This window comes from Arthrobacter sp. NPDC058127, assembly GCF_042884555.1.
In the GTDB taxonomy this organism is placed as follows: domain Bacteria; phylum Actinomycetota; class Actinomycetes; order Actinomycetales; family Micrococcaceae; genus Arthrobacter.
Genome location: NZ_JBHVTT010000024.1, coordinates 1 through 20,949, shown reverse-complemented (window position 1 = coordinate 20,949; position 20,949 = coordinate 1). Strand labels below are relative to the sequence as shown.

The window sequence follows — 20,949 nt, the reverse complement described above, 5'->3', positions numbered from 1 at the left end:
GTTAGCCGTGGCCACCGGAAGATTGTCCCCATGACCAAAAGAAATGTGCTCATTGGGGGACGCCTCTTCTTTGCCCTCCTGACCCTTGTAGCCGTCGGGACGCAGCTCACGGTCCACATCGGCCTGGGCTTTGATCCGTGGAACTTCTTCAGCTACTTCACCAACCTGTCCAACATCTTCGCGTCGGTGGTGCTGTTGATCAGCGGCTACCGCGTGATGGTTGGCAAGCGGCCCAGCGAACTCGACGACGCCACGCGGGGCACTGCAACGATCGCCATGGCCGTTGTGGGACTCGTCTTCGGCGCACTCCTTGCAGGACAAGACCTCGGCTCCTTGCTCCCCTGGGTCAACTTCGTCGTCCACTACCTCATGCCGGTTGTCATGGTTGCCGATTGGCTGTTCCAGCCTCCGCGCTCGAGGCTGACCGTCAAGCACCTCTGGTACTGGCTGCTCTACCCGGTTGCCTACCTCGTCTACAGCCTGGTCCGGGGCTCATTCGTAAACTGGTACGCCTACTGGTTCATCGACCCTCTGCGTGCGGGCGGTTGGGGCGGAGTGGCGGTTTTTGCCGTAGCGATCGCCGTAGGATTCCTCGCGGTGAGCCTCGCCATGCTGGGGTTGGGAAACAAGCTCGAACGCCAAGTGAGCTACTAAACGCCCGCCCCAAGCCGAGGTCCCCACGGGACATGCCCCCTCTTCGAACCAAGGACTGGACATAACAGCATCATGTCCAGTCCTTAGCTCATACGAGGGGCATGTCCAGAGGAGTGCTTCGTCTTTGGAGGACTATTTCGCAGGGTTGTGGGTGCCGATCGGGACCAGCGTGAGCTTCGGGTGGTTCTTCTCGATCCGGCGCAGCGCCCAGACATCGTTGAACAACGCGAGGTATTCGCCGTCGGACCTCAGAAGCACCTCAGCGCCGGGGACGTTTGCGAGCGCCGGCATGGCCTCCGCCGTCGAGATCCTCGCCATCGAGTACGGGAGGCGTTCCAAGCGCATCGGGGCGTTGAAGTCGTGGGCCATGCGGTCTTCCACCACTTCGAACTGCATGGGACCGACAGCGGCGAGCACGGGTGCCTGGTCGCCTCGGACGTCGGAACGGAGCACCTGGATGACGCCTTCGTGCTCAAGCTGTTCGATGCCGCGGCGGAACTGCTTGAATCGGCTGGGATCCTGGGACCTTGCCACTTGGAAATGCTCTGGGGCAAAGAGCGGAATGGCGGGGAATTCCACTGGTTCGTCCAGGAACAAGCTGTCCCCTACACGGAGTGAGGACGCGTTCACCAAGCCGACGACGTCGCCGGGGTAGGCCTCGTCGATGACTTCGCGTTCGCGCCCGAACACCTGCTGGGCGTACTTGGTGGCGAAGGACTTCCCGGTGCGTGTCTGCGTGACCACCATGCCGCGCTCAAAGACGCCGGAGCACACACGGATGAACGCAACGTGGTCTCGGTGGGCCTTGTTCATGCCGGCCTGGACCTTGAAGACGAATCCGGCGAAGGGAGCGTCAACGGAACGGGGCTCGCCGTCGACGTCCGGGCGGGGTGCGGCCGGAGGCGCGAAATCCACCAAGGCGTCAAGGATCTCCTTGACCCCGAAGTTCAGGGCCGCCGAGCTGAAGAGGATGGGTGTTGCCGTTCCGGCGTGGAAGCTCTCCACGTTGAATTCGAGGTTTGATTCGATCACCAGTCCGGCTTCGTCGACGGCGTCGCTCCAGTTGTTGCCCTGGGCCTCGGCTGCTTCTTCCGGGCTGAAGTATTCGGTGATGGCGATGTTGGCGCCGGCGTTGTTGCGCGCGAACCGTGCGAAGCGGTCATTGCGCAGGTCCCAGACTCCACGGAAGTCGCCGGAAATGCCCACGGCCCAGGTCAAGGGCATGGGCTGAAGGCCGGTGCGTTCCGTGATCTCGTCCATCAGCGCGAGGGCGTCCAGGCCCGGACGGTCCCATTTGTTGATGACCGTGATGATGGGAAGGTTCCGCTGCTTGCAGACCTCGAAGAGCTTCATGGTCTGCGTTTCCAGGCCCTTGGCGGCGTCGACCAACATCACTGCGCAGTCGACTGCGGCCAGGACGCGGTAGGTGTCCTCGGAGAAGTCGGCGTGGCCCGGGGTGTCCAGCAGGTTGATCACAGTGTCCCGGTAGGAGAACTGCAATGCTGCGGAACTGATGGAAATACCGCGGTCCTTCTCCATCTGCATCCAGTCGGAGACGGTTTCCTTGCGGTTGGCCTTGCCGCTCGACGCACCGGCGGTGCCGATCACTTTGGCGTGCAGGGCGAGGGCTTCCGTGAGCGTGGACTTGCCGGCGTCAGGGTGCGAAATGACCGCGAAAGTACGACGCCGGGAGGCCTCATGGTGAATTTCCTGGACTCGGGCGGGGCTCAGGACTTCTTGGGACACGGTGCTACTTTCGCTGCGATCTAGGCGTTGCCCGCATTGAAACGACGGGCCGAACGTGGAATGGAGGCTGGGTACGGCCCCGTGCCGGCCGGGGGCCAACTCAGGGAGCGGCACGATTTGCGCGCCAGCCAAGATACCAAGTTTATCGCAGCCGGGGACTCCGCCGGAGGCAGGGTCCCAAGGCCGGCGCTTAACAGGATCGAAACGAGGTGCACAAACCTCCGAAATCACCTGCCGATAGTTTGAATTGAAAGGCGGGAGCTCCAGCTCGCGTTGGAGCCATCCGCCAGGAAGAACACCCGAGCAGCCGACGATGGCATGAAAGGAACAGGCATCAATGAAACCAGGGAATGACTTGTTCTACGATCCCCTCGGCCCCTCCCCCGCAACGTACCCCGCGGCGAATCCCCCGGCGAACCTCGCCGCGAGCCTCGCCGCGAACCCTCCCGGGTTCACGGAAGCGAACTCCGCCGCGGCCAGGAGCCGGCTCCGACAAGGGCACCGCCCGGACGCCGGCAGAGGGGCAACCCACTCTCCCGCGAGGCAAACGCATCCGGACACTGGAAGGGCGGCGGCCCGGGAAGCCGCGTTGCAGAGTGTGCGACGCGACCTCGAGCGGCTAGCGCGGCTTCGGACGGCCCCCTGAGGGTCCGGGCCCAAGTTGAGTGTCCAGGGACCGAGCTGAGGGTCCCGGGGACCGAGCCCAAAGTGGCGGTCGGGCGGCCGCCGTCGAACGCGTTTCGAAGCACCCGCCACATAACCTTCTTTGGGGCACTTTAAGGCTTGCCCGTGCGGTTGTTGCCGGTCTATACCTCTATCATTGAGCTTGCGGGAAACCTGGCATTTTTATCCCGTCGACTCATTGCTGAAAACCGGCACACTTGCGGGCGCGCCTGCGTGCACCTTTGAAGGGAACACCTATGGCTCGGAGCCCCGAAGATTCGCTCAAGGCGACTCTGGGCAGGGTGGCCCCCGGAACACCTTTGCGCGACGGCCTGGAACGCATCCTCCGTGGGCGCACTGGCGCCCTGATTGTGCTGGGAACGGACCGGACCATCGAATCCATCTGTTCCGGCGGCTTTGAAATCGGCATCGATTTCTCCCCGACGCGGCTGCGCGAACTCGCGAAGATGGATGGCGCCATCATCTGCGACAAGGACGCCGGGAACATCCTTCGTGCCGCGGTCCAGCTTGTGCCGGACTCCAGCATCGAGACCCAGGAATCAGGAACGCGCCACAGGACGGCCGAGCGCGTGGCCATCCAGACCGGAGTTCCGGTGATTTCGGTCAGCCAGTCCATGCAGATCATCGCCCTCTACGTCAACGGCCTGCGGCACGTGCTGGAGGGCTCCGAGAAGGTCCTGGCCCGCGCCAACCAGGCTCTCGCAACCCTCGAACGCTACAGCGCCCGCTTGGACCAAGTCACCAGCGCCCTGTCGGCCCTCGAAATCGAAGCCATGGTCACCGTCCGGGATGTGGCTGTGACCCTTCAGCGCCAGGAAATGGTCCGGCGCATTGCCGAGGAAATCGCACAATATGTCCTGGAGCTTGGCGAGGACGGCCGGTTGCTCTCATTGCAGTTGGAGGAGCTCACCACGGGCCGCGGGCCGGGCAGCGACGTGATCATCCGCGACTACGCGGGTGCCGATGCCTCGCCGGAGGACATCGACGGCGCGGTGCAGGCCCTTCTGGATCTTGGCCCTACAGAGCTGATTGATCTGGGCAAGATTGCCGGGATCATCGGTTTCGCCGGAGGCATGGACGTGCTCGACGCCGGTGTGCAGCCGCGCGGCTACCGCCTCCTGTCGGGGTTGAAGTCCGTTCCGAAAGCCGTGGCCGACCGTTTGGTGGAGCACTTCGGCGGACTCCAAAACCTTATGGCCGCCACTATCGACGACCTCATGACCGTGGACGGCATCGGCGACCAGCGCGCCCGGACCGTCCGCGAAGGGCTCAGCCGCATGGCCGAAGCCAGCCTGCTGGACAGGTTCCTCTAGCGCAGCTCGAAGACGGCTTTGGTGCTCGCCTTGTTTCCCAGGACGGCCTTGAAGGTGTACGTACCGGTGGCTGGCTTGGCAGAGATCACGCCGCAGCCTTCCGTCGTCCGGTTGCGTTGCCACGGGAAGTTGGCCGTCTCGCTCTTGCCCGGATCGATCTGCTTCACGAGGTCATCGCCCTTGGCTTGGCAGTCCTTCGAGGAGAAAATCCGGTCCTCGCCACTCATCACCAGGAACTCCATCTGGGACGTGCCGACATTGACCTGGCACGGTGCCGTTCCGCCGTTGGTGATCTTCATGCTCAGCACGGGGTTCTGCCCGGCCGCATAGGCAGGCTGGTCCGTGGACGCCGTTACCGTCACCAGATTGAGGTCGCACACCGGGGTCGGCGCGGGCGTTGTAGTGGGCACAATTGGATCAGTCGAAGGAGCTTGGACCGCGGGGGCCGCCGCACCCGCGTCGTTCTTGGAGATTCCGGAATCAGCCTTGCTCGCAAGGGATGAACTCATGGCCACGACCCCGGCCACGAGCATCGCAAGGACCAGCAGGAGGGCACCGAAAACTACCAGCCTCCGACGCCGGTAAACGGCAGGGCTGGTCCGGCGCCTTTGAGGCCTGGCCCCGTTTGTCGGACGGTTTGCGCCTGCGGTCCGGGCAGGGCTTTTTGCCGACGACGACGTGCGCGCCCTCGGCGGTTGCTTGCCCTTGTTGACCATGCTTCTAGGCTAGGCAACGCAGGGCCTTGATGGCGCCGCACCACGCCGCCAGGGCCCGATCGGGGCCAGTATGACCTACGTCATCCCCGCGACTCCACTACAGTGGATGGCAGGAATCGGCCGCCATCAGGGCCTGCCACGAACCGCAGCAAGGATCTTCATGTCACTGCCCGGCTCCGCCGAGATTGCCAGCGCCGCTGAACTTGCCGGCACCCATCACCTCACGGACCTGCATCAGTCCATGGACCGCTGGTTCTCCGAGGTGGCCAGGGTATTGCCATGGAGGTCGCCAGACTGCAGCCCGTGGGGAATCCTGGTCAGCGAGGTGATGCTTCAGCAGACTCCGGTAGTTCGTGTCTTACCGGTGTGGGAAGACTGGATGGAACGCTGGCCGGAACCTGCGGATCTCGCGGGGCAGCCCTCGGGCGAGGCCGTGCGACATTGGGGCAGGCTCGGTTATCCCCGCCGCGCGCTCAGGCTCCACGCGGCCGCCGTCGCGATCGTGGAACAGCATGGCGGCAAGGTGCCGGATACGCACGCATCGCTGTTGAGCCTTCCCGGCGTCGGCGACTATACGGCCGCGGCGGTGGCTGCTTTTGCGTTCGGGCGACGCGAAACCGTGGTGGACACGAACATCCGGCGAGTGCATGCCCGGCTTGTTTCGGGACTTGCGCTGCCGGCGCCGTCGCTCAGCGCGTCGGAGATGCGCCTCGCCCAATCGCTCATGCCCGACGACGTCGGGCTCTCCGTCCGCTGGAACGCTTCCGTCATGGAACTCGGAGCGCTGGTGTGCACGGCCCGCTCCCCGAAGTGCTCAGACTGCCCCGTCCGCGACTCCTGTGCGTGGCTTGCCGCAGGTGAACCGCCGCCGACATACACGCCCAAAGGCCAGGCGTGGCACGGCACGGACCGGCAGCTGCGGGGTGCCGTGATGGCCGTATTGCGCGTGGCCGATTCGCCGGTAGCCCCGGAACTGTTCGAGCGCCCCGCGGCTGACCTCGGTTTCGCGGCCGAGGGCGCGGCCGTACCGCTGGCTGCCCTGCACCGCTTGAATTCGGCTCCGGAGCAGCTCGAACGCGCCCTCGAAGGGCTCCTGCGCGACGGCTTGGCAGAGATGCACGACGGCGGACTGCGGCTCCCTGCCTAGGCCTCCGTTTGCGCGGCTTCGTTCACGCCGTGGCCGGTTTGCGCGGCGGCTTGCGGGCTAGAAGGTAGGCCTGCGGGGTCTTCTCGTGCATTTCGTCCGGTTCGCGGAGAAGCTGCGCGTCCACGACAAAGCCGGCCCGAAGGAGGAGTTCCGTGATGCGCTCAGGCGGCAAGCGATAGGCATCGAGATCGATCTCGTGGCCATACGCGAAGTCCAAATGCCTGGGCTCGTCACCGGCCTGAAACGCGAGAAGCAGCAAGCCGCCGTCCAGGAGGGTCCGGTGGAATTCCGCGAACACCGCCGGCAAACGGCCGGGCGGCGTGTGGATGATCGAATACCAGCCGACGATGCCACCCAAGGTGCCGTCCGCCAGCTCCAGCGCCTCCATCGACCCTTCATCAAACTGCAGGCTGTTGTAGGCGGAGCGAGTGGCATGCACGTCCGAGGGTTCAGTCATGCAAAGAACCCTATTCTTTGCGGCCGGCTAATTCCTTGCGCCCGGCCGTGACCCGGTCCTGACCGCCTCGGAAGTCGACGTGACCCGGCCGTGAGGTCGCGGCGCGGCAACGATCCGCAAATGTCGGTAACGATGTGCCTGCCAGTTGCAGGCCTCCCGTTCCGGGCCACGGCAGCGGGATTATCCTCAAGTATGCGCAGGTTGTGGGCCGCCATCGCATTGACCACGACGGCGGCACTCTGGTCGGGATGTGAACCTCAAGTCACCGCTTGCCCGGCAATTGCCATGGCCCCGGTGGTGTCCCTGACAATCACGGCGGAATACGCGCCGACGGTGAAAACCGTCCATTTGAAGGCATGCCAGGACGGGAAATGCCGCGAGGCCGATTTGGATTTGCGCCCAGGCAGCGTGTCCGTCCCCCAATCCTGCAGCCCTGAACCCGATGGGTCATGCTCCGCCGTCACGTCACCGGATGGCACCCGCTACGGCTTCCTGAACATGGGAACACTGACGTCCTCACCCATCGATGCCGAGGTGACCGGCACGGACGTAAACGGCGGGACCTTGCCGCCCTGGACACTCGACTTCACACCCAAAACCGCGAAACCCTGGGGCGAGCAGTGCCAGACCACCATCACGGCGAGCCTGCTGCTCGATGCCCACGGTCTCCGGCAGTCCTGAATCCCAAACCCCGCGCGGCGTTCAGGTCTCGCCCCGTCAGATCTCGCCGAATCCCTGTTCCACCAACCGCCTGACGTACTCCACGGCTTTCGATGAGTCTGTGCCCCAGGCCTCGACCCTGAGCTTCCCGCCCTTGCCTACTGCGAGGCTCATGAGTTCCATAATGGATGTGCCATCGACGCCGTTTACTGTTGCCTCGACATCCATGCCGGCCAGTCCACCTGCAATCTTCGCCGCAGGCCGGGCGTGCATTCCCATCGGGTTTACGAGTTCGAACTCGCCGCTTTCCGCCGGTTGACCCCTGCCTTCGGATTGAGACGGCGCCTCGGCATCAAAAACAGGCTCCGGGCCGAATCGAACGGCCTCGGCGGCGGCCTTCACCGCGGCGGCCAATGCACCACCCTGGGTCGCCACTGCCGCGGCAACGAGGCCCTCCACCAAAGGAGCGTCGGCAAGGAGGACCTTTTCCGGCTCGCTGGAGAACTCGACTGCTGATTCTGCCGTCATGACGGCCGAACCGAGGTCCGTCAGGACCACCACGCCATCCCCGGAAGCCTCCGCAAGTCCTGCCTCGAATGCGGTGATCGTTTTCTCCAGGTCCGTCCCAATCCTGCCATCGTCCGTGCCGCCTACAGCGTAGAACCGCACATCGGGGGCCATCTGCGCGGCCAATTCCACTGCCCCCTCCGCGATCTTCCGGCTGTGTGAGACCACCACTAAGCCCACCGTCATTCGGCGGACCCCTCGGGGAATCCCGCCGCGGTGGCGGCCGCGCGCAACAGCAAAGCAGAAGACGCGGCCCCCGGATCGCGGTGACCGGCGCTGCGTTCACCGAGGTAGCTGGCGCGACCCTTGCGGGCTACCAACGGATCAGTCGTGACGGCTCCAACCTCGGCAGCCTCGGCCGCCGCAGCCAGCACTGCAACAGCATCTCCACCGGCCACCAGGACCTCGTCCGCCGCTTCCACCGCCGGAGACCAGGCATCCACCATAGTTTTGTCACCTAGCTCCGCCTTCCCGCGGGCAATGATTCCGTCCCGTGCCGCAGTCAGTGCACCCGCTAGCGCTGCCGCATCAATGTCGGCGTTTTCTCCCAGCGCCGTGGCCGCCCGAAGATACGCGGTTCCATACAGCGGTCCGGCGGCCCCGCCCACTTTGGACATCAGGGCCATCGCAGCCAGCTTCAGAGCTGCGCCGGGTGTTTCGGGAGGAGTTTGTGCAAGCTTCTCCATGACGGCCTGGAATCCTCGGTCCATGTTTTCGCCGTGGTCCGAGTCGCCAATCGCACGGTCCAATGCAATCAATTCCTCCCGATGCTCGGCCATGAGCCGTGCGGAGAGTGTCAACCATTCGACCGCCCATTCGACCCCCAGGCCCACCGTCACATCCCCCAACGCAGGGCTGGAGTGTGGACGGGCGCGTCCCAAAGGGCGGTGAGTTCGTCATCAAGACGCAGTACCGAGATGGAGCAGCCCTGCATCTCAAGGGACGTGACGTAGTTGCCCACGAGTGAGCGCTCCACTTTGGCTCCCCTTTCCGCGAGGATCTGGGCCGCCCGGCGGTAGACAATGTACAGCTCACTGAGCGGCGTACCACCCATGCCGTTGACGAAGAGCAGCACCTCTTCACCGGCCTTGATCCCGAGGTCCTCCAGAACGGGGTCCAATAGGCGGCTGGTGATGGCGTCGGCTCCCTCCATGGCGATCCGGTGCCGCCCCGGCTCACCGTGAATGCCTATGCCGATTTCTATTTCGTCGTCGGCGAGCTCAAAGCTGGGTACCCCGGCATGCGGCACGGTGCAGCCGGACAAAGCGACGCCCATAGTGCGCACGTTGCGGACAACTCCCTCCGCTACACCCGCGACAGCTTCCAGGGAATCCCCACGCTCGGCTGCGGCGCCTGCAATTTTTTCGACCAGCACGGTGCCACCCACGCCGCGTCGGCCTGCCGTGTACAGCGAATCCTCCACTGCGACGTCGTCGTTGACGAGAACCGAGCGGACGCTGATTCCTTCAGCCTGGGCCATCTCTGCCGCAGTCTCGAAATTCAGCACGTCACCGGTGTAGTTCTTCACAATGTGTATGACCCCGGCCCCGGAATCGACGGCCGCGGTGGCCGGAATGATCTGGTCCGGGGTGGGCGACGTGAAAACGGCGCCCGGCACGGCGGCGTCGAGCATTCCGTGCCCCACAAAGCCGGCATGAAGCGGCTCATGGCCGCTCCCTCCTCCCGAGACAAGCGCCACCTTGCCGGCAACCGGCGCTCCTTTTCGAACGACGAAGATAGGGTCCGTATGGACGTCCACGAGATCGGCATGGGCCATGCCGAATCCCTCGACAGACTCGTCCACCACCGAGCGGGGATCGTTGATGAGCTTTTTCATGGCGCGCTCCTGGGGCGTTGCTGGTAGGTGATTTGACCCTACTACCAGCGCCCCGGGCACGGTAGGGGAATGGTACGTATGTGGGAACGTGCAATACAGAACCCAGCGGTAGACACAAGGAAGGGACAACCCCCAATGGCTGTCCCTTCTGGAAAAACTTCCGGCATGCGCCTGGTCAGTGCGGCGGCCCGCCCACTGTCAATCGAGCGATACTCAAGTCTTGGCCTGTTGCGTCTTTGGCCATCGAGTCCGGCCAGAGATCCGTGCACGCGGACCGCATGCAACCCCCGGTTCCCTGCTTGCGCGACTCCGGTGTGGCGCCAGGGCGCGGCATGTCGATTTGGAAACCTGAAAAGTCCGGAAACATAACGTGGTACTTCATTTCTCGCCTCCACAGTATGGTTGGCCCGCCGCAACCGAGCCTCCATTAGTTTATCCATCAAGTTGATATACGTAAAGACTTGAGGACCGGCACATTCAGGAACCGAGAGAAGAAACCGGAGCTACAGGACCTTGATCATGCGGGTGTTGCCCAGGGTATTGGGCTTCACACGGGCCAGATCGAGGAACTCGGCCACGCCTTCGTCGTGGGAACGCAGCAATTCCGAGTAGACCTGGGGGTCGACGGCGGTTTGGTCCGCCATGACTTCGAATCCGTGGCGCTTGAAGAAGTCCACTTCGAACGTCAGGCAGAAGACCCGGGCGACGCCCAAAGCCCGGGCGTCCTCCAGGAGCTGCTGGACAAGGACGTGGCCCACGCCTTTGCCCCGCCAATTGTCGTCCGCTGCCAAGGTGCGCACCTCAGCCAGGTCCTCCCACATCACGTGCAAGGCACCGCAACCGATCACCTCGCCGTCGGACGATTCGGCAATCCGAAACTCCTGAAGGCTCTCGTAGTAGGCCACGGTCTCCTTGGCCATCAGGATTCGCTGCTCTGCCAATGGCGCTACAAGCCTCTTGATCGCGGCAACATCGCCGGTGCGGGCAGGGCGGATACTGAAAGTCGAAGTCACAGCCCCAATCTTACGAGGCCGAAGGCGCCTAAAGCCCCAGGTCCCCAGGAACTGGAACCTCCTGTCCCAGTAGCTGCTTGGCCAAAAAGTGCTCCACGACGCCGTACCAGACCTTGGCGTGCTGTGGCTGCAGGATCCAGTGGTTCTCGTCAGGGAAGTACAGGAAGCGGTGCTGGGTCTCGCCGTTGTCGTCGGCGGGCAGCCCGGAGCTGGAAAGAAGTTCGTACCAAAGCCTCAGGCCCTCGCCGATCGGCACCCGATAGTCCTTGTCGCCGTGGATCACCAGCATGGGGGTGTGGATTTTTGCAACATGGAGATGGGGCGAGTTGTCCATTGCCATCTCCGCGGTCATTTCCTTGAGCCAATACTGCGAAGCATCCGTGGTGGGCCCGAACTGGTCCAGTGCCCACAAACTGGCGTGCGTCACGATCGCCTTGAAGCGGTCCGTCTGCCCGGCCACCCAGTTGGCCATGTATCCGCCGAATGATCCGCCCATGGCGGCCGTCCGCGTCTCGTCAATGTCCGGCCGCCGGACCACTGCGTCGGTGATGGACATGAGGTCCGTAAACGGCGCCTTGCCCCATTGGCCCCAGCCGCGCTGGATGAATTGCTGGCCGTAGCCTGTGGATAGTGCCGGGTCCGGCAGCAGCACGGCATACCCCTTCGACACGAGCAGCCATGGATTCCATCGCCAGGTCCAGGCATTCCACGATCCCAAAGGCCCGCCGTGGATCCACAACAGCAACGGCGCCGGATTTGCCGCGGACGCGCCTTCCGGGAGCGCGAGGTAAGCCGGAACCCTCGAACCGTCAGCCGCACTGGTCTCCACCCGTTCCAGCGAGCCTTTGATCCTGGGGCGTTCAGCCGGGGCGGGGAGCCGCTCGACCTCACCCGAGGCGAGATCGATCCGGACCGCTTCGGCCGGGAATTCATAAGAGCTGCGTAGCGCAAACGCGCTCAGACCATCGGGCGAAACCACGACGTCGGTGTACGCCGCCGCGTCACGCGTCACCCGGGTGACCGTACCGTCAGCGACGGCGACCCGGAAGACCGGCGTCGCGCCGTCGTCGTCGGCTGTGACGAGGAGCGAGCGCCCGTCGGGAAGCCAGGCCGCCGGGCTGCCCCAGCGGTCCCAAGCGGGCGCGAGCGGCTCGAGGTCAAGGGTTTCTCCCACTCCGACATTCAAAAGGTGGAGTTTGACCTGGGGCGCCTCGCCGGGGGTACTGTCGCTTTCGCTGACTACGGAGAGCATCTTGTTGTCAGGGCTGACCGGGCCCGGGAAAAAGCTCATTCCCTCATGGTCAAGGAGCACCTTCAGTGAGCCGGAAGCGACATCGACGGAGGCGAGCACAAAGCGCGTATCGGCCTTCGCGAGCGGCTTGGCGAGGCTCGTATAAATCGTCTTCCCGTCCGGGCTGACCACCGCATGGGTGTTGCGGAGGTTGCCGCCGACGTCTGGAGTCAGATTGCGCAGCTTCAGGGGGGCGGTAGCATCCACGGTCGCAGGCTTGCCGGACTCAACCGCATCTCCGTTTTCCACGGCAAACAGCCTCGGTTGGGCTGGTCCCAGATCTGCGTCCCAGTAGCGGACCGGGTAGCCGGTGTGCAAAATGGCCGCTACCTTGTTGTCCTTGCGGCTCTTGCGCCGCTCCTCGTCATTTTCCTCATCGGTGGAACCGGAGAGGACCGAGGCCGTCACGAAAGTGGCATCCGCGGATGACGCGGCCATGACGCCACTTACGCCGCCCGCGCGGGAATGCACCACCCGGGCCTCACCGCCGTCGGCAGGCAGGAGCCACAGTGCGCTCACGGGATCCGCTTCGGGGCTGTCCGGATCGGGCCGGGCCGAGGTGAAGTGCAGGTCACCGTTGGCCGCAAACACCGCACCGGTCTCCCCCTTGGCGCTGCGCGTGATGCGGCGGGCGTGCTTCTTTCCCGCTGGATCAAGCTCCCACAGGGCAGTGACGTATTCAGTGCCCTTGGCGTTGAGGGTGGAAACCGTGGTGACCAAGCGGCTTCCGTCGGTGCTGAGGGCCAGGCCGCCGACCCGGGGGATGGCCAGGTAGTGGTCGAGATCGTGGAAAGGAGTTTCGGGTTGGGTGCTCGGGGTCTCTGAGGCATTCGAATCCATGCTCTGATTCAACACGCAATGTGCCGCAGATCACAAAGGATTCACTAAGAGTGAAACGCTTATTTCAGATAATACGCTCATCGGGGACGCAAAAACCCCGCCCGCTCCTTTGGGAGCGGACGGGGCCTTTGAATCGGAATTCGGCGGAACCGGAGCCTAGGCGCTCGGAGCGATTTCCGGGATGCGCGGCTTGGCGTTGCCGGCAAACGTGAACTTGGCGTCGTCGCCTTCGCCGTCCACGTCGACCACCACGATGTCACCTGAGTGCAGCTCGCCGAAGAGGATCTTCTCGGAGAGCTGGTCCTCGATCTCGCGCTGGATGGTGCGGCGCAGCGGCCGCGCACCCATGGCGGGATCGTAACCCCGGGTCGCCAGGAGAACCTTGGCGGCCGTGGTGAGCTCGATGCCCATGTCCTTGTCCTTGAGGCGGGCCTCGAGGCGCGTGACGAACAGGTCAACGATCTCGATGATCTCGTCCTGCGTGAGCTGCGGGAACACCACGACGTCGTCAACACGGTTGAGGAACTCGGGGCGGAAGTGCTGCTTGAGCTCCTCGGTGACCCTTGCCCGCATCCGGTTGTAACCGGTGGTGGTGTCCGTGCCGGACTGGAAGCCCGTTGCGACGCTCTTGGAGATATCGCGGGTGCCCAGGTTGGTGGTCATGATGATCACCGTGTTCTTGAAGTCCACCACGCGGCCTTGGGAGTCGGTCAGACGGCCGTCCTCGAGGATCTGCAGCAGCGAGTTGAAGAGATCGGCGTGGGCCTTCTCCACTTCGTCGAACAGGACCACGGAGAACGGACGGCGGCGGACCTTCTCGGTCAGCTGCCCGCCTTCTTCGTAGCCGACGTAGCCCGGAGGGGCACCGAAGAGACGCGAAACCGTGTGCTTCTCGGAGTACTCCGACATGTCCAGCGTGATGAGGGCGTCCTCTTCACCGAACAGGAATTCGGCCAGCGCCTTGGCGAGCTCGGTCTTGCCGACGCCGGTGGGGCCGGCGAAGATGAACGAGCCACCCGGACGCTTGGGATCCTTGAGGCCGGCACGGGTACGGCGGATCGCCTGGGAGAGAGCACGGATGGCCTCGTCCTGGCCGACGACGCGCTTGTGCAGCTCGTCTTCCATCTTGAGCAGGCGGCTGGATTCTTCCTCGGTGAGTTTGAAGACCGGGATGCCGGTGGAGTTCGCGAGAACCTCGGCAATCAGCTCCTCATCCACTTCGGAGATATCGTCCATGCCGCCGGACTTCCAGTTGCGTTCCTTCTCGGCACGCTCGGCAATGAGCTTCTGCTCCTTGTCGCGCAGCGAGGCGGCGCCTTCGAAGTCCTGGGCGTCGATGGCCGATTCCTTCTCCATCTTCACCTCGGCGATGCGCTCGTCCATGGCCTTGAGCTCCGGCGGAGCCGTCATCCGGCGGATGCGCAATCGCGCCCCGGCTTCGTCGATCAGGTCGATCGCCTTGTCCGGCAGGAAGCGGTCCGAGATGTAGCGTTCGGCCAACGTTGCCGCAGAGGCAAGGGCGCCGTCGGTGATGGTCACCCGGTGGTGCGCCTCATAGCGGTCCCGCAGGCCCTTGAGGATCTCGATCGCGTGCGCGACGGAAGGCTCCTTGACCTGGATCGGCTGGAAGCGGCGCTCCAACGCGGCATCCTTCTCGATGTGCTTGCGGTACTCATCCAGGGTGGTGGCCCCAATGGTCTGGAGCTCACCCCGGGCCAGCATCGGCTTGAGGATGGACGCGGCATCGATGGCACCCTCTGCGGCGCCGGCGCCCACGAGCGTGTGGATCTCGTCGATGAAGAGGATGATGTCCCCGCGTGTCCTGATTTCCTTGAGGACCTTCTTCAGGCGCTCTTCGAAGTCACCACGGTAACGGGAACCCGCCACAAGGGAACCGAGGTCAAGCGTGTAGAGCTGCTTGTCCTTGATGGTCTCCGGGACGTCTCCGCGGACAATCGCCTGGGCGAGGCCTTCGACGACGGCGGTCTTGCCGACGCCGGGCTCGCCGATCAGCACGGGGTTGTTCTTGGTGCGGCGGGAGAGGACCTGCATGACGCGTTCCATCTCCAGCTCGCGGCCGATCACAGGATCGAGCTTGTTTTCCCTCGCGGCCTGGGTCAGGTTGCGACCGAACTGGTCCAGCACAACCGAACCGGCCGGGGTGCCTTCCTGTTGGCCCGGACCTGAGCCAGGACCGGCAGTTTCTTTGCCCTGGTAGCCGGAGAGCAGCTGGATGACCTGCTGGCGGACGCGGTTGAGGTCGGCGCCAAGCTTGACAAGCACCTGCGCGGCAACGCCTTCACCCTCGCGGATGAGGCCGAGCAGGATGTGCTCAGTACCGATGTAGTTGTGGCCGAGCTGCAGGGCTTCGCGGAGCGAGAGCTCAAGTACCTTCTTGGCACGCGGGGTGAAGGGGATGTGGCCGGACGGGGCTTGCTGGCCCTGGCCGATGATCTCCTGTACCTGCTCGCGGACGCCATCGAGCGAAATGCTCAAGGACTCAAGCGCCTTGGCGGCAACGCCTTCACCCTCGTGGATCAGACCCAAGAGGATGTGCTCGGTACCGATGTAGTTGTGGTTGAGCATGCGTGCCTCTTCTTGGGCAAGCACAACAACGCGACGGGCACGGTCCGTAAATCTCTCAAACATTTCGCCACACTCCTAGCTACGACGTACTTTGATGCTACGTGGCAACGCTGGAATTTTGGGGCGTGTTCGCCACAGGGGAAACATGGCCGCACCGGGAATAAGCCCGCTCAACCCGTCTGTGGCACCTGGGACCACGGCGGCGACCAAATCAGGGCCTCCACGATCCGGCCGCGCTCCCGCCGCCACCCCCACGAGCCGGCGGACCGCCGTCGTCCTTCTCAGCAAACGCAGTGATCGCCTACCGGATATGCCCAGTCGGCTCCAAGCCTTCCCGGGAATAGTGGCGCACGACACCGTTATCCCGACCGCCCGGCGGTTAAAAGACAATACCCCGGCCCTAGGGCCGGGGTATTGATACTTGATGTCAGGAATTGGCCTTCTGGTAGGCTTCCTGAATTTCGGCCTGAATGCGGCCACGGCTGTTTACGGTATAACCGTTCTCGCGCGCCCATTGACGGATCTGTGCGGAGTCCTGGTTTCTCCCCGCAGCAACGCGACTACGCGTTGCACGGCCGGTCGATGTCTTGCGCGCCTTGGCTACAAATGGCCCAAGAGCGTCCCGCAGCTTCGCAGCGTTGGCACTGGACAGATCCATTTCGTAACTGACTCCATCAAGGCCAAAGCGGACAGTTTCATCCGCGGAGCCCTCATCCAGGTCGTCAACGAGGATAATTTTGACTTTCTGTGCCATGAAAAGACTCTCTTTTGGAGGGGTCGGATATGCAGAATAGCTAGACTACTAATTAAAGATTATCGTCCAGTGCATGGCGTCAGTCAAAGGCACAGTCAAAGGCTCTATTAAAATCTTCGCGGGCGGCCCGGAGAAAGAGCTATTTGGCAGGTGTTGAGCCGTCGCCCGCCGGCTTCGCAATTCCGAGTCCGGCTTCTTCCTGGGCGCGGGCTTCTGCTTGGCGCTCTGATTTGTCCGCGTTGAAGATAGCCTTCATGGCAAACCAAAAGAGAAGTCCGACAACGACGGACGGCGCAAGAACGGCAATGTATTCCATGGTCAGTGCCCTTCGGGCTTGAGGAGTGGGAACAGGATGGTTTCCCGGATGCCTGCTCCGGTGAACAGCATGACCAAGCGGTCGATGCCTAGGCCGATGCCGCCCATGGGCGGAGCACCGTACTCAAGGGCGCGCAGGAAGTCTTCATCCAACTGCATGGCCTCGACATCACCTGCGGCCGAACGACGCGACTGTTCCGTGAGGCGTTCGCGCTGGATGACGGGGTCGATCAGCTCGGAGAAGGCCGTGCCGCGTTCCATGCCGCCAATGATGAGGTCCCAGGCCTCGATCAGGCGGTCGTCCTCCCGATGCGGGCGGGCAAGAGGCTGCGCGGAGGGCGGGTAGTTGTAGACAAAGGTCGGGTTGAGCAGCGTGGGTTCGACAATCTCGCCAAACAATTCGACTACAAGCTTTTCGGCATCCCACTTGGGATCCACCTTGACTTCGTGCTTGGCGGCAATCGCCTGCAGTTCCGCCACCGTGGTGTCCGGAGTGATTTCCTCGCCGATCGCCTCGGAGAGGCCCGGGTAGACGGCAACCCAAGCCCATTCGCCGTCGAGGTCGATCTCTCCGGCGTGCGTCTGGATGGTGCGGGTGCCCACGACGTCGGCGACGTTCAGGATGATTTCCTTCATCCGCTCGGCCATCACGAACTGGTCCGCCCACGCCTCGTAGCATTCCAACGTCGTGAATTCGGGGCTGTGCGTGGAGTCGACGCCTTCGTTGCGGAAGACGCGGCCCATGTCGTAGACGCGGTCAATTCCGCCCACCACGGCGCGCTTGAGGAAGAGCTCGGTGGCGATACGCAGTGTCATCTTCTGGTCGAAGGCATTCATGTGCGTCTCGAACGGACGCGCGGTGGCACCACCGTGGACTAGCTGCAGGATGGGCGTCTCCACCTCCACGTAGCCGCGGCGGTCCAGCGTGTCGCGAACCGAACGGGTAATCGCTGCGCGGGTGTAGACCATTTCCCGTGCTTCATCGCGGACCATCAGGTCCACATAGCGCTGCCGGACACGGGTTTCCTCATTCAGTTCGGCGTGCAGCACCGGCAGCGGGCGCAGGGCCTTGGAGGCCATGGACCAGGAGTCGGCCATGACGGACAACTCGCCGCGTCGGGAGGAAATGACTTCGCCCTTGATGAAGACGTGGTCCCCGAGGTCCACCAGCGCCTTCCAGTCCGCGAGGGTTTCCTCGCCGACGTTCGCCAGGCTCAGCATCGCCTGCAGGCGCACGCCCTTCCCGTCCGCACCGCCCTCCTGGAGGGTTGCGAAGCAGAGCTTGCCGGTGTTGCGCACGAACACCACGCGGCCAGTGATTCCCACGATGTCGCCGGTGGTTTCATCAGCCTGGAGATGGGCGTACTTCTCGCGGATCTCGGCAAGGGAATGCGTCCGCTCAACACCCACCGGGTAGGCCTCGGTGCCGCGCTCGATCAGCTTGTTGCGCTTTTCCATGCGGATGCGCATCTGCTCGCTGGCGTCGGCGGGCTCGGCGGCGGTGTGCGGGGATGGGGTGTTTGCGGAAGTCACAATCCACAAGTTTACCGGGGATTCCTTAGAGTTCCCTCTCTTCCCCTCCCGCCCCCGCAGCAACATAGACTCGGGCTGTGGAGACATGGACAGTTGAAACGGACGACGACGGCGGTCACCTTGAAGTGCACTCCTTCCGACCGGCGGCAGAGGCATCCATTCCCGGCGCCTCGAGCGCTGTGGAGGAGCCCGGCGTCGTGCTTGTTCATGGCACCTTGGTGACTGATTCCCTTTACTGGCCATTCGCCCGGAACCTCAGCGTCCTGCTTGGCCGGCCGGTGCATTCCTACAACCGGCGCGGCCGCGGCCGTTCCGCACCTCAGCCGCCTAGCTACTCCGCCGAGACTGAGACCAGCGACTTGCTTTCCGTGATGGAGGCCAGCGGATCCACCGATGTTGTCGGGCACAGCTATGGCGGATTCGTCGCGCTCCAGGCGGCCCTGCGCGCACCCATTTCCCGACTCGTCACTTACGACGCCGCGGTTTCCCTCTCCGGCAACTTGAACGAGCGGTGGCGGCCGCAATTGGAAGAGGCCGTCACCTCGGGCCAGCTCGACCACGCATGGGCGCATTTGGTCCAAGGGCTAGGCACGGCCGGCCCGATTTCGTATTTGCCGCTCGGGGCACTGCGGGTGCTTAGTATCCTCTCGGCCAAGACGAGGTTGGGATCCGAGATGAGGGAACTGCTGCCGACGGCGGTGTTGGAGATGCGGGCGATCATCGACGCCGGCTCGCATATCCAGGACTATGCGGAGTTGCAAACGCCAACCCTGATGCTCAGTGGCGGCTGGAGCCCGGCGTACTTTGCCGAGACCGGTCGGCAACTTGCGGCTGCCAGCCCGGTGGTGGACTTCGCGGTAGTCCCCCTGCAGTTCCACGAGGGTCCCCTCCGGCCGGGGAAGCAGCTCGCGGTGAGAATCGCCCGCTACCTGGCACAAGGAACTGCGAAGGCGCCATCCCCCTAGGATGAAGCGGTGAGAGAACGTGAGGTCCCTACGCCCGACGGCGGCAAGCTCGCCTTGTACAGTTACGGCGCAGTGGACGCGCCCGGAGAGCGCCGCGTGGTGCTCATTGGCGGCGCATTCCTGACCGCGCTCATCTACCGGCCATTTTCCATGGCGCTATCCAAGGGACTGGGCGAGGGCTGGGCAGTCGACGCCTACGATCGCAGAGGTCGGGGCAGCTCGACGGAACTACCCGCGGACTACTCCATGGCCACCGAGATTGCGGACGTGCGGAGCATCATGGACGCCACCGGGGCCAGGAACCTCCTCGGCCACAGCCTTGGCGGATCCGTGGCACTGAATGCCGTGCAGGAGTTCGCGGGAACAAGTTACGAGCCGGACAAACTTGCCGTGTACGACGCCGCCGTGAACATCGACGGGAGCGTGGACACCGGCTGGCTGGACGGCTTCGCCCAATCCGTGGATAGCGGGAATGTGGGGCATGCCATGGCCAGGATGAAGCGGGGCATGCAGCCTGGAACCGCCCTGGCGCGGATACCCGAGCCCATCTTGGCCGGACTCATGGCCCTCGTGTCCCACACGAAGGTCAACAAAGTCCTCCGGGAACTCATGCCCACAGGGGTAGCCGAGCTCAAAGCCGCCTACGACGAAGCTGCCCTCCCCCGGGATTTCTCCGTGCTCCCCCGCAACACGCGGTTCATGGTGGGCAGCAAAAGCCCCCAATACTACAAGGTCACTGCGGAGCGGCTATACGCAGCCGTCCCAGGAAGCACACTGGTGGTATCGCCAAAAGGCTTCCACGGATCCATCCCCGCGGCGGTCAAGGAACTCGTGACGGACCTTTCAAGCTATTTCAAGGACTGACGGAACCCTGCGGCTCCGTTAGGCTCGAAGCATGACGCGCGAGAACATCACAACGGCCGACGGCGGAACCCTCGAGCTCTTCACGACGGGCGGTGAGCTTGCTAACGGCGGCTCAGGCGTCGTCGTCGTGCCCGCCTCCATGGTGACGGCCGCGGACTACTCCAAGTTTGCCCAGAAACTCAGTGCTGCCCTTGGCCGCCCGGTCCACACTTTCAACCGCCGCGGCCGTGGTGAATCGTCGCCCCAGCCCGAGGACTACACCCTCGACGTCGACATCCGGGATCTTTCCGAAATCATGAAGCACACGGGCAGCACCGATGTCTTCGGCCACAGCTTCGGAGGCGCAGTGGCCCTGCACGCGGCACGCACGCTGCCGGTGGAACGCCTGGCGGTCTACGACCCCGCAGTATCCGTCAACCACAGCGTGAAGGCCGAGTGGACAAGCGAATACGAGCGCGCGACGGCGACCGGAGACTTTGACCGCGGGCTCGCTGTGCTCGTGAAGGGCGTCGAAACGGAGGGCGCCTTCGCGCGGATGCCGCTATCCATGCTGACACTCGTCAACAAGCTGACGTCGGGCACCCCCATGGGCAAACAAATGCGTGAGCTCATGCAGGCCGGCGTGCGGGAGATCAAGGCAGTCATCGCCGCGGACATGCCCGCAGAGCCGTTCCTTGAGCTGCCGCTGGAGACGCTCATTGTGGTCGGGGAAAAGAGCCCCGCCTACTTCGGGGTGGCGTGTGGCCAGATCCACGACGTCCTCTCCGGATCGAGCTACACCATCCTGCCCGGCCACGGACACGACGGAGTGATCCGCGCACCCGACAAGCTCATCGCCGAGCTCGCCGACTTCTTCTCGGGCTAGACGCCCGCTCTCGTATGCCGGGTTTTCGTTGGACGCCGGCTCACGTGCGGGTGGGTGGGTTTAAATGGTTCAGGCCCCGACGTGTGTCGGGGCCTGAACGTGAATGGTTGTCCGGCGGTGTCCTACTCTCCCACACCCTCCC

General features: G+C 63.9%; 20 protein-coding genes. 8 read left to right on the top strand and 12 right to left on the bottom strand.

What is annotated here, in order from left to right; all coding sequences use genetic code 11:
* Positions 1-30: 30 nt before the first annotated feature.
* A complete protein-coding gene (locus ACFVTG_RS22110; RefSeq protein WP_284754315.1) occupies positions 31-654 on the top strand; it encodes a Pr6Pr family membrane protein in 624 nt (207 codons plus the stop codon).
* 132 nt (positions 655-786) lie between these two features.
* Here ACFVTG_RS22110 and ACFVTG_RS22105 read toward each other — a convergent pair whose 3' ends face one another.
* Complete coding sequence (locus tag ACFVTG_RS22105) at positions 787-2,400, bottom strand: peptide chain release factor 3 (RefSeq protein WP_390282922.1); 1,614 nt, start codon at positions 2,398-2,400, stop codon at positions 787-789.
* 337 nt (positions 2,401-2,737) lie between these two features.
* On the opposite strand from ACFVTG_RS22105, the gene ACFVTG_RS22100 reads away from it, so the two are divergent.
* On the top strand, positions 2,738-3,046 hold the full coding sequence (locus ACFVTG_RS22100) for a hypothetical protein (protein ID WP_390282921.1): 309 nt from the start codon (positions 2,738-2,740) through the stop codon (positions 3,044-3,046).
* Between the two features lie 274 nt (positions 3,047-3,320).
* Positions 3,321-4,397 carry a DNA integrity scanning diadenylate cyclase DisA gene (gene disA / locus ACFVTG_RS22095; RefSeq protein ID WP_284754312.1) on the top strand — a complete coding sequence of 359 codons (1,077 nt, stop codon included), beginning with the start codon at positions 3,321-3,323 and terminating at the stop codon, positions 4,395-4,397.
* Here disA and ACFVTG_RS22090 read toward each other — a convergent pair.
* Entirely contained in the window at positions 4,394-5,113 is a 720-nt protein-coding gene (locus tag ACFVTG_RS22090) for a hypothetical protein (RefSeq protein WP_284754311.1), read from the bottom strand. The genes disA and ACFVTG_RS22090 overlap by 4 nt on opposite strands.
* Positions 5,114-5,273: 160 nt before the next feature.
* On the opposite strand from ACFVTG_RS22090, the gene ACFVTG_RS22085 reads away from it, so the two are divergent.
* Complete coding sequence (locus tag ACFVTG_RS22085) at positions 5,274-6,260, top strand: A/G-specific adenine glycosylase (protein ID WP_390282920.1); 987 nt, start codon at positions 5,274-5,276, stop codon at positions 6,258-6,260.
* 22 nt (positions 6,261-6,282) lie between these two features.
* Here ACFVTG_RS22085 and ACFVTG_RS22080 read toward each other — a convergent pair whose 3' ends face one another.
* On the bottom strand, positions 6,283-6,717 hold the full coding sequence (locus tag ACFVTG_RS22080; RefSeq protein WP_390282919.1) for a class I SAM-dependent methyltransferase: 435 nt from the start codon (positions 6,715-6,717) through the stop codon (positions 6,283-6,285).
* Positions 6,718-6,909: 192 nt separating this feature from the next.
* On the opposite strand from ACFVTG_RS22080, the gene ACFVTG_RS22075 reads away from it, so the two are divergent.
* Positions 6,910-7,398: a hypothetical protein gene (locus ACFVTG_RS22075; protein WP_390282918.1), complete on the top strand. Its 489-nt coding sequence runs from the start codon at positions 6,910-6,912 to the stop codon at positions 7,396-7,398.
* A 36-nt stretch (positions 7,399-7,434) separates the two neighbouring features.
* Here ACFVTG_RS22075 and dhaM read toward each other — a convergent pair whose 3' ends face one another.
* The 9 genes from dhaM to lysS form a co-directional block, all read right to left on the bottom strand.
* The gene (gene dhaM / locus ACFVTG_RS22070) at positions 7,435-8,130 is read right to left on the bottom strand and encodes a dihydroxyacetone kinase phosphoryl donor subunit DhaM (protein WP_390282917.1); all 696 of its coding nucleotides are present in this window, start codon (positions 8,128-8,130) and stop codon (positions 7,435-7,437) included.
* Entirely contained in the window at positions 8,127-8,777 is a 651-nt protein-coding gene (gene dhaL, locus ACFVTG_RS22065; RefSeq protein WP_390282916.1) for a dihydroxyacetone kinase subunit DhaL, read from the bottom strand. Before dhaL ends, dhaM begins: the two co-directional genes overlap by 4 nt.
* A gap of 2 nt (positions 8,778-8,779) precedes the next feature.
* Entirely contained in the window at positions 8,780-9,781 is a 1,002-nt protein-coding gene (gene dhaK / locus ACFVTG_RS22060; protein WP_236814121.1) for a dihydroxyacetone kinase subunit DhaK, read from the bottom strand.
* A 503-nt stretch (positions 9,782-10,284) separates the two neighbouring features.
* The gene (locus ACFVTG_RS22055; RefSeq protein ID WP_059388339.1) at positions 10,285-10,794 is read right to left on the bottom strand and encodes an amino-acid N-acetyltransferase; all 510 of its coding nucleotides are present in this window, start codon (positions 10,792-10,794) and stop codon (positions 10,285-10,287) included.
* Positions 10,795-10,822: 28 nt separating this feature from the next.
* Positions 10,823-12,925, bottom strand: coding sequence for a S9 family peptidase (locus tag ACFVTG_RS22050; protein WP_390282915.1), 2,103 nt, complete (start codon positions 12,923-12,925; stop codon positions 10,823-10,825).
* A gap of 156 nt (positions 12,926-13,081) precedes the next feature.
* On the bottom strand, positions 13,082-15,574 hold the full coding sequence (locus ACFVTG_RS22045; protein WP_390282914.1) for an ATP-dependent Clp protease ATP-binding subunit: 2,493 nt from the start codon (positions 15,572-15,574) through the stop codon (positions 13,082-13,084).
* Between the two features lie 364 nt (positions 15,575-15,938).
* Positions 15,939-16,265, bottom strand: a complete 327-nt coding sequence (locus tag ACFVTG_RS22040; protein WP_059390281.1) for an Lsr2 family protein — start codon at positions 16,263-16,265, stop codon at positions 15,939-15,941.
* 139 nt (positions 16,266-16,404) lie between these two features.
* Complete coding sequence (locus tag ACFVTG_RS22035; protein WP_284754297.1) at positions 16,405-16,581, bottom strand: hypothetical protein; 177 nt, start codon at positions 16,579-16,581, stop codon at positions 16,405-16,407.
* Between the two features lie 2 nt (positions 16,582-16,583).
* Complete coding sequence (lysS, locus tag ACFVTG_RS22030; protein WP_284754296.1) at positions 16,584-18,113, bottom strand: lysine--tRNA ligase; 1,530 nt, start codon at positions 18,111-18,113, stop codon at positions 16,584-16,586.
* 77 nt (positions 18,114-18,190) lie between these two features.
* On the opposite strand from lysS, the gene ACFVTG_RS22025 reads away from it, so the two are divergent.
* Genes ACFVTG_RS22025 through ACFVTG_RS22015 form a run of 3 tightly spaced genes read left to right on the top strand, consistent with a single transcriptional unit; the run spans position 18,191 to position 20,807 of the window.
* The gene (locus ACFVTG_RS22025) at positions 18,191-19,078 is read left to right on the top strand and encodes an alpha/beta fold hydrolase (RefSeq protein WP_390282913.1); all 888 of its coding nucleotides are present in this window, start codon (positions 18,191-18,193) and stop codon (positions 19,076-19,078) included.
* 9 nt (positions 19,079-19,087) lie between these two features.
* Positions 19,088-19,942: an alpha/beta hydrolase gene (locus tag ACFVTG_RS22020; protein ID WP_284754294.1), complete on the top strand. Its 855-nt coding sequence runs from the start codon at positions 19,088-19,090 to the stop codon at positions 19,940-19,942.
* A gap of 31 nt (positions 19,943-19,973) precedes the next feature.
* On the top strand, positions 19,974-20,807 hold the full coding sequence (locus tag ACFVTG_RS22015) for an alpha/beta hydrolase (RefSeq protein ID WP_284754292.1): 834 nt from the start codon (positions 19,974-19,976) through the stop codon (positions 20,805-20,807).
* Positions 20,808-20,949 lie beyond the last annotated feature (142 nt).

Coding starts and splice junctions, on each gene's coding strand:
- ACFVTG_RS22110 (WP_284754315.1), top strand. CDS start 31: ATGACCAAAAGAAATGTGCTCATTGGGGGACGCCTCTTCTTTGCCCTC.
- ACFVTG_RS22100 (WP_390282921.1), top strand. CDS start 2,738: ATGAAACCAGGGAATGACTTGTTCTACGATCCCCTCGGCCCCTCCCCC.
- disA (WP_284754312.1), top strand. CDS start 3,321: ATGGCTCGGAGCCCCGAAGATTCGCTCAAGGCGACTCTGGGCAGGGTG.
- ACFVTG_RS22090 (WP_284754311.1), bottom strand. CDS start 5,113: ATGGTCAACAAGGGCAAGCAACCGCCGAGGGCGCGCACGTCGTCGTCG.
- ACFVTG_RS22085 (WP_390282920.1), top strand. CDS start 5,274: ATGTCACTGCCCGGCTCCGCCGAGATTGCCAGCGCCGCTGAACTTGCC.
- ACFVTG_RS22080 (WP_390282919.1), bottom strand. CDS start 6,717: ATGACTGAACCCTCGGACGTGCATGCCACTCGCTCCGCCTACAACAGC.
- ACFVTG_RS22075 (WP_390282918.1), top strand. CDS start 6,910: ATGCGCAGGTTGTGGGCCGCCATCGCATTGACCACGACGGCGGCACTC.
- dhaM (WP_390282917.1), bottom strand. CDS start 8,130: ATGACGGTGGGCTTAGTGGTGGTCTCACACAGCCGGAAGATCGCGGAG.
- dhaK (WP_236814121.1), bottom strand. CDS start 9,781: ATGAAAAAGCTCATCAACGATCCCCGCTCGGTGGTGGACGAGTCTGTC.
- ACFVTG_RS22050 (WP_390282915.1), bottom strand. CDS start 12,925: ATGGATTCGAATGCCTCAGAGACCCCGAGCACCCAACCCGAAACTCCT.
- ACFVTG_RS22045 (WP_390282914.1), bottom strand. CDS start 15,574: ATGTTTGAGAGATTTACGGACCGTGCCCGTCGCGTTGTTGTGCTTGCC.
- ACFVTG_RS22040 (WP_059390281.1), bottom strand. CDS start 16,265: ATGGCACAGAAAGTCAAAATTATCCTCGTTGACGACCTGGATGAGGGC.
- ACFVTG_RS22035 (WP_284754297.1), bottom strand. CDS start 16,581: ATGGAATACATTGCCGTTCTTGCGCCGTCCGTCGTTGTCGGACTTCTC.
- ACFVTG_RS22015 (WP_284754292.1), top strand. CDS start 19,974: ATGACGCGCGAGAACATCACAACGGCCGACGGCGGAACCCTCGAGCTC.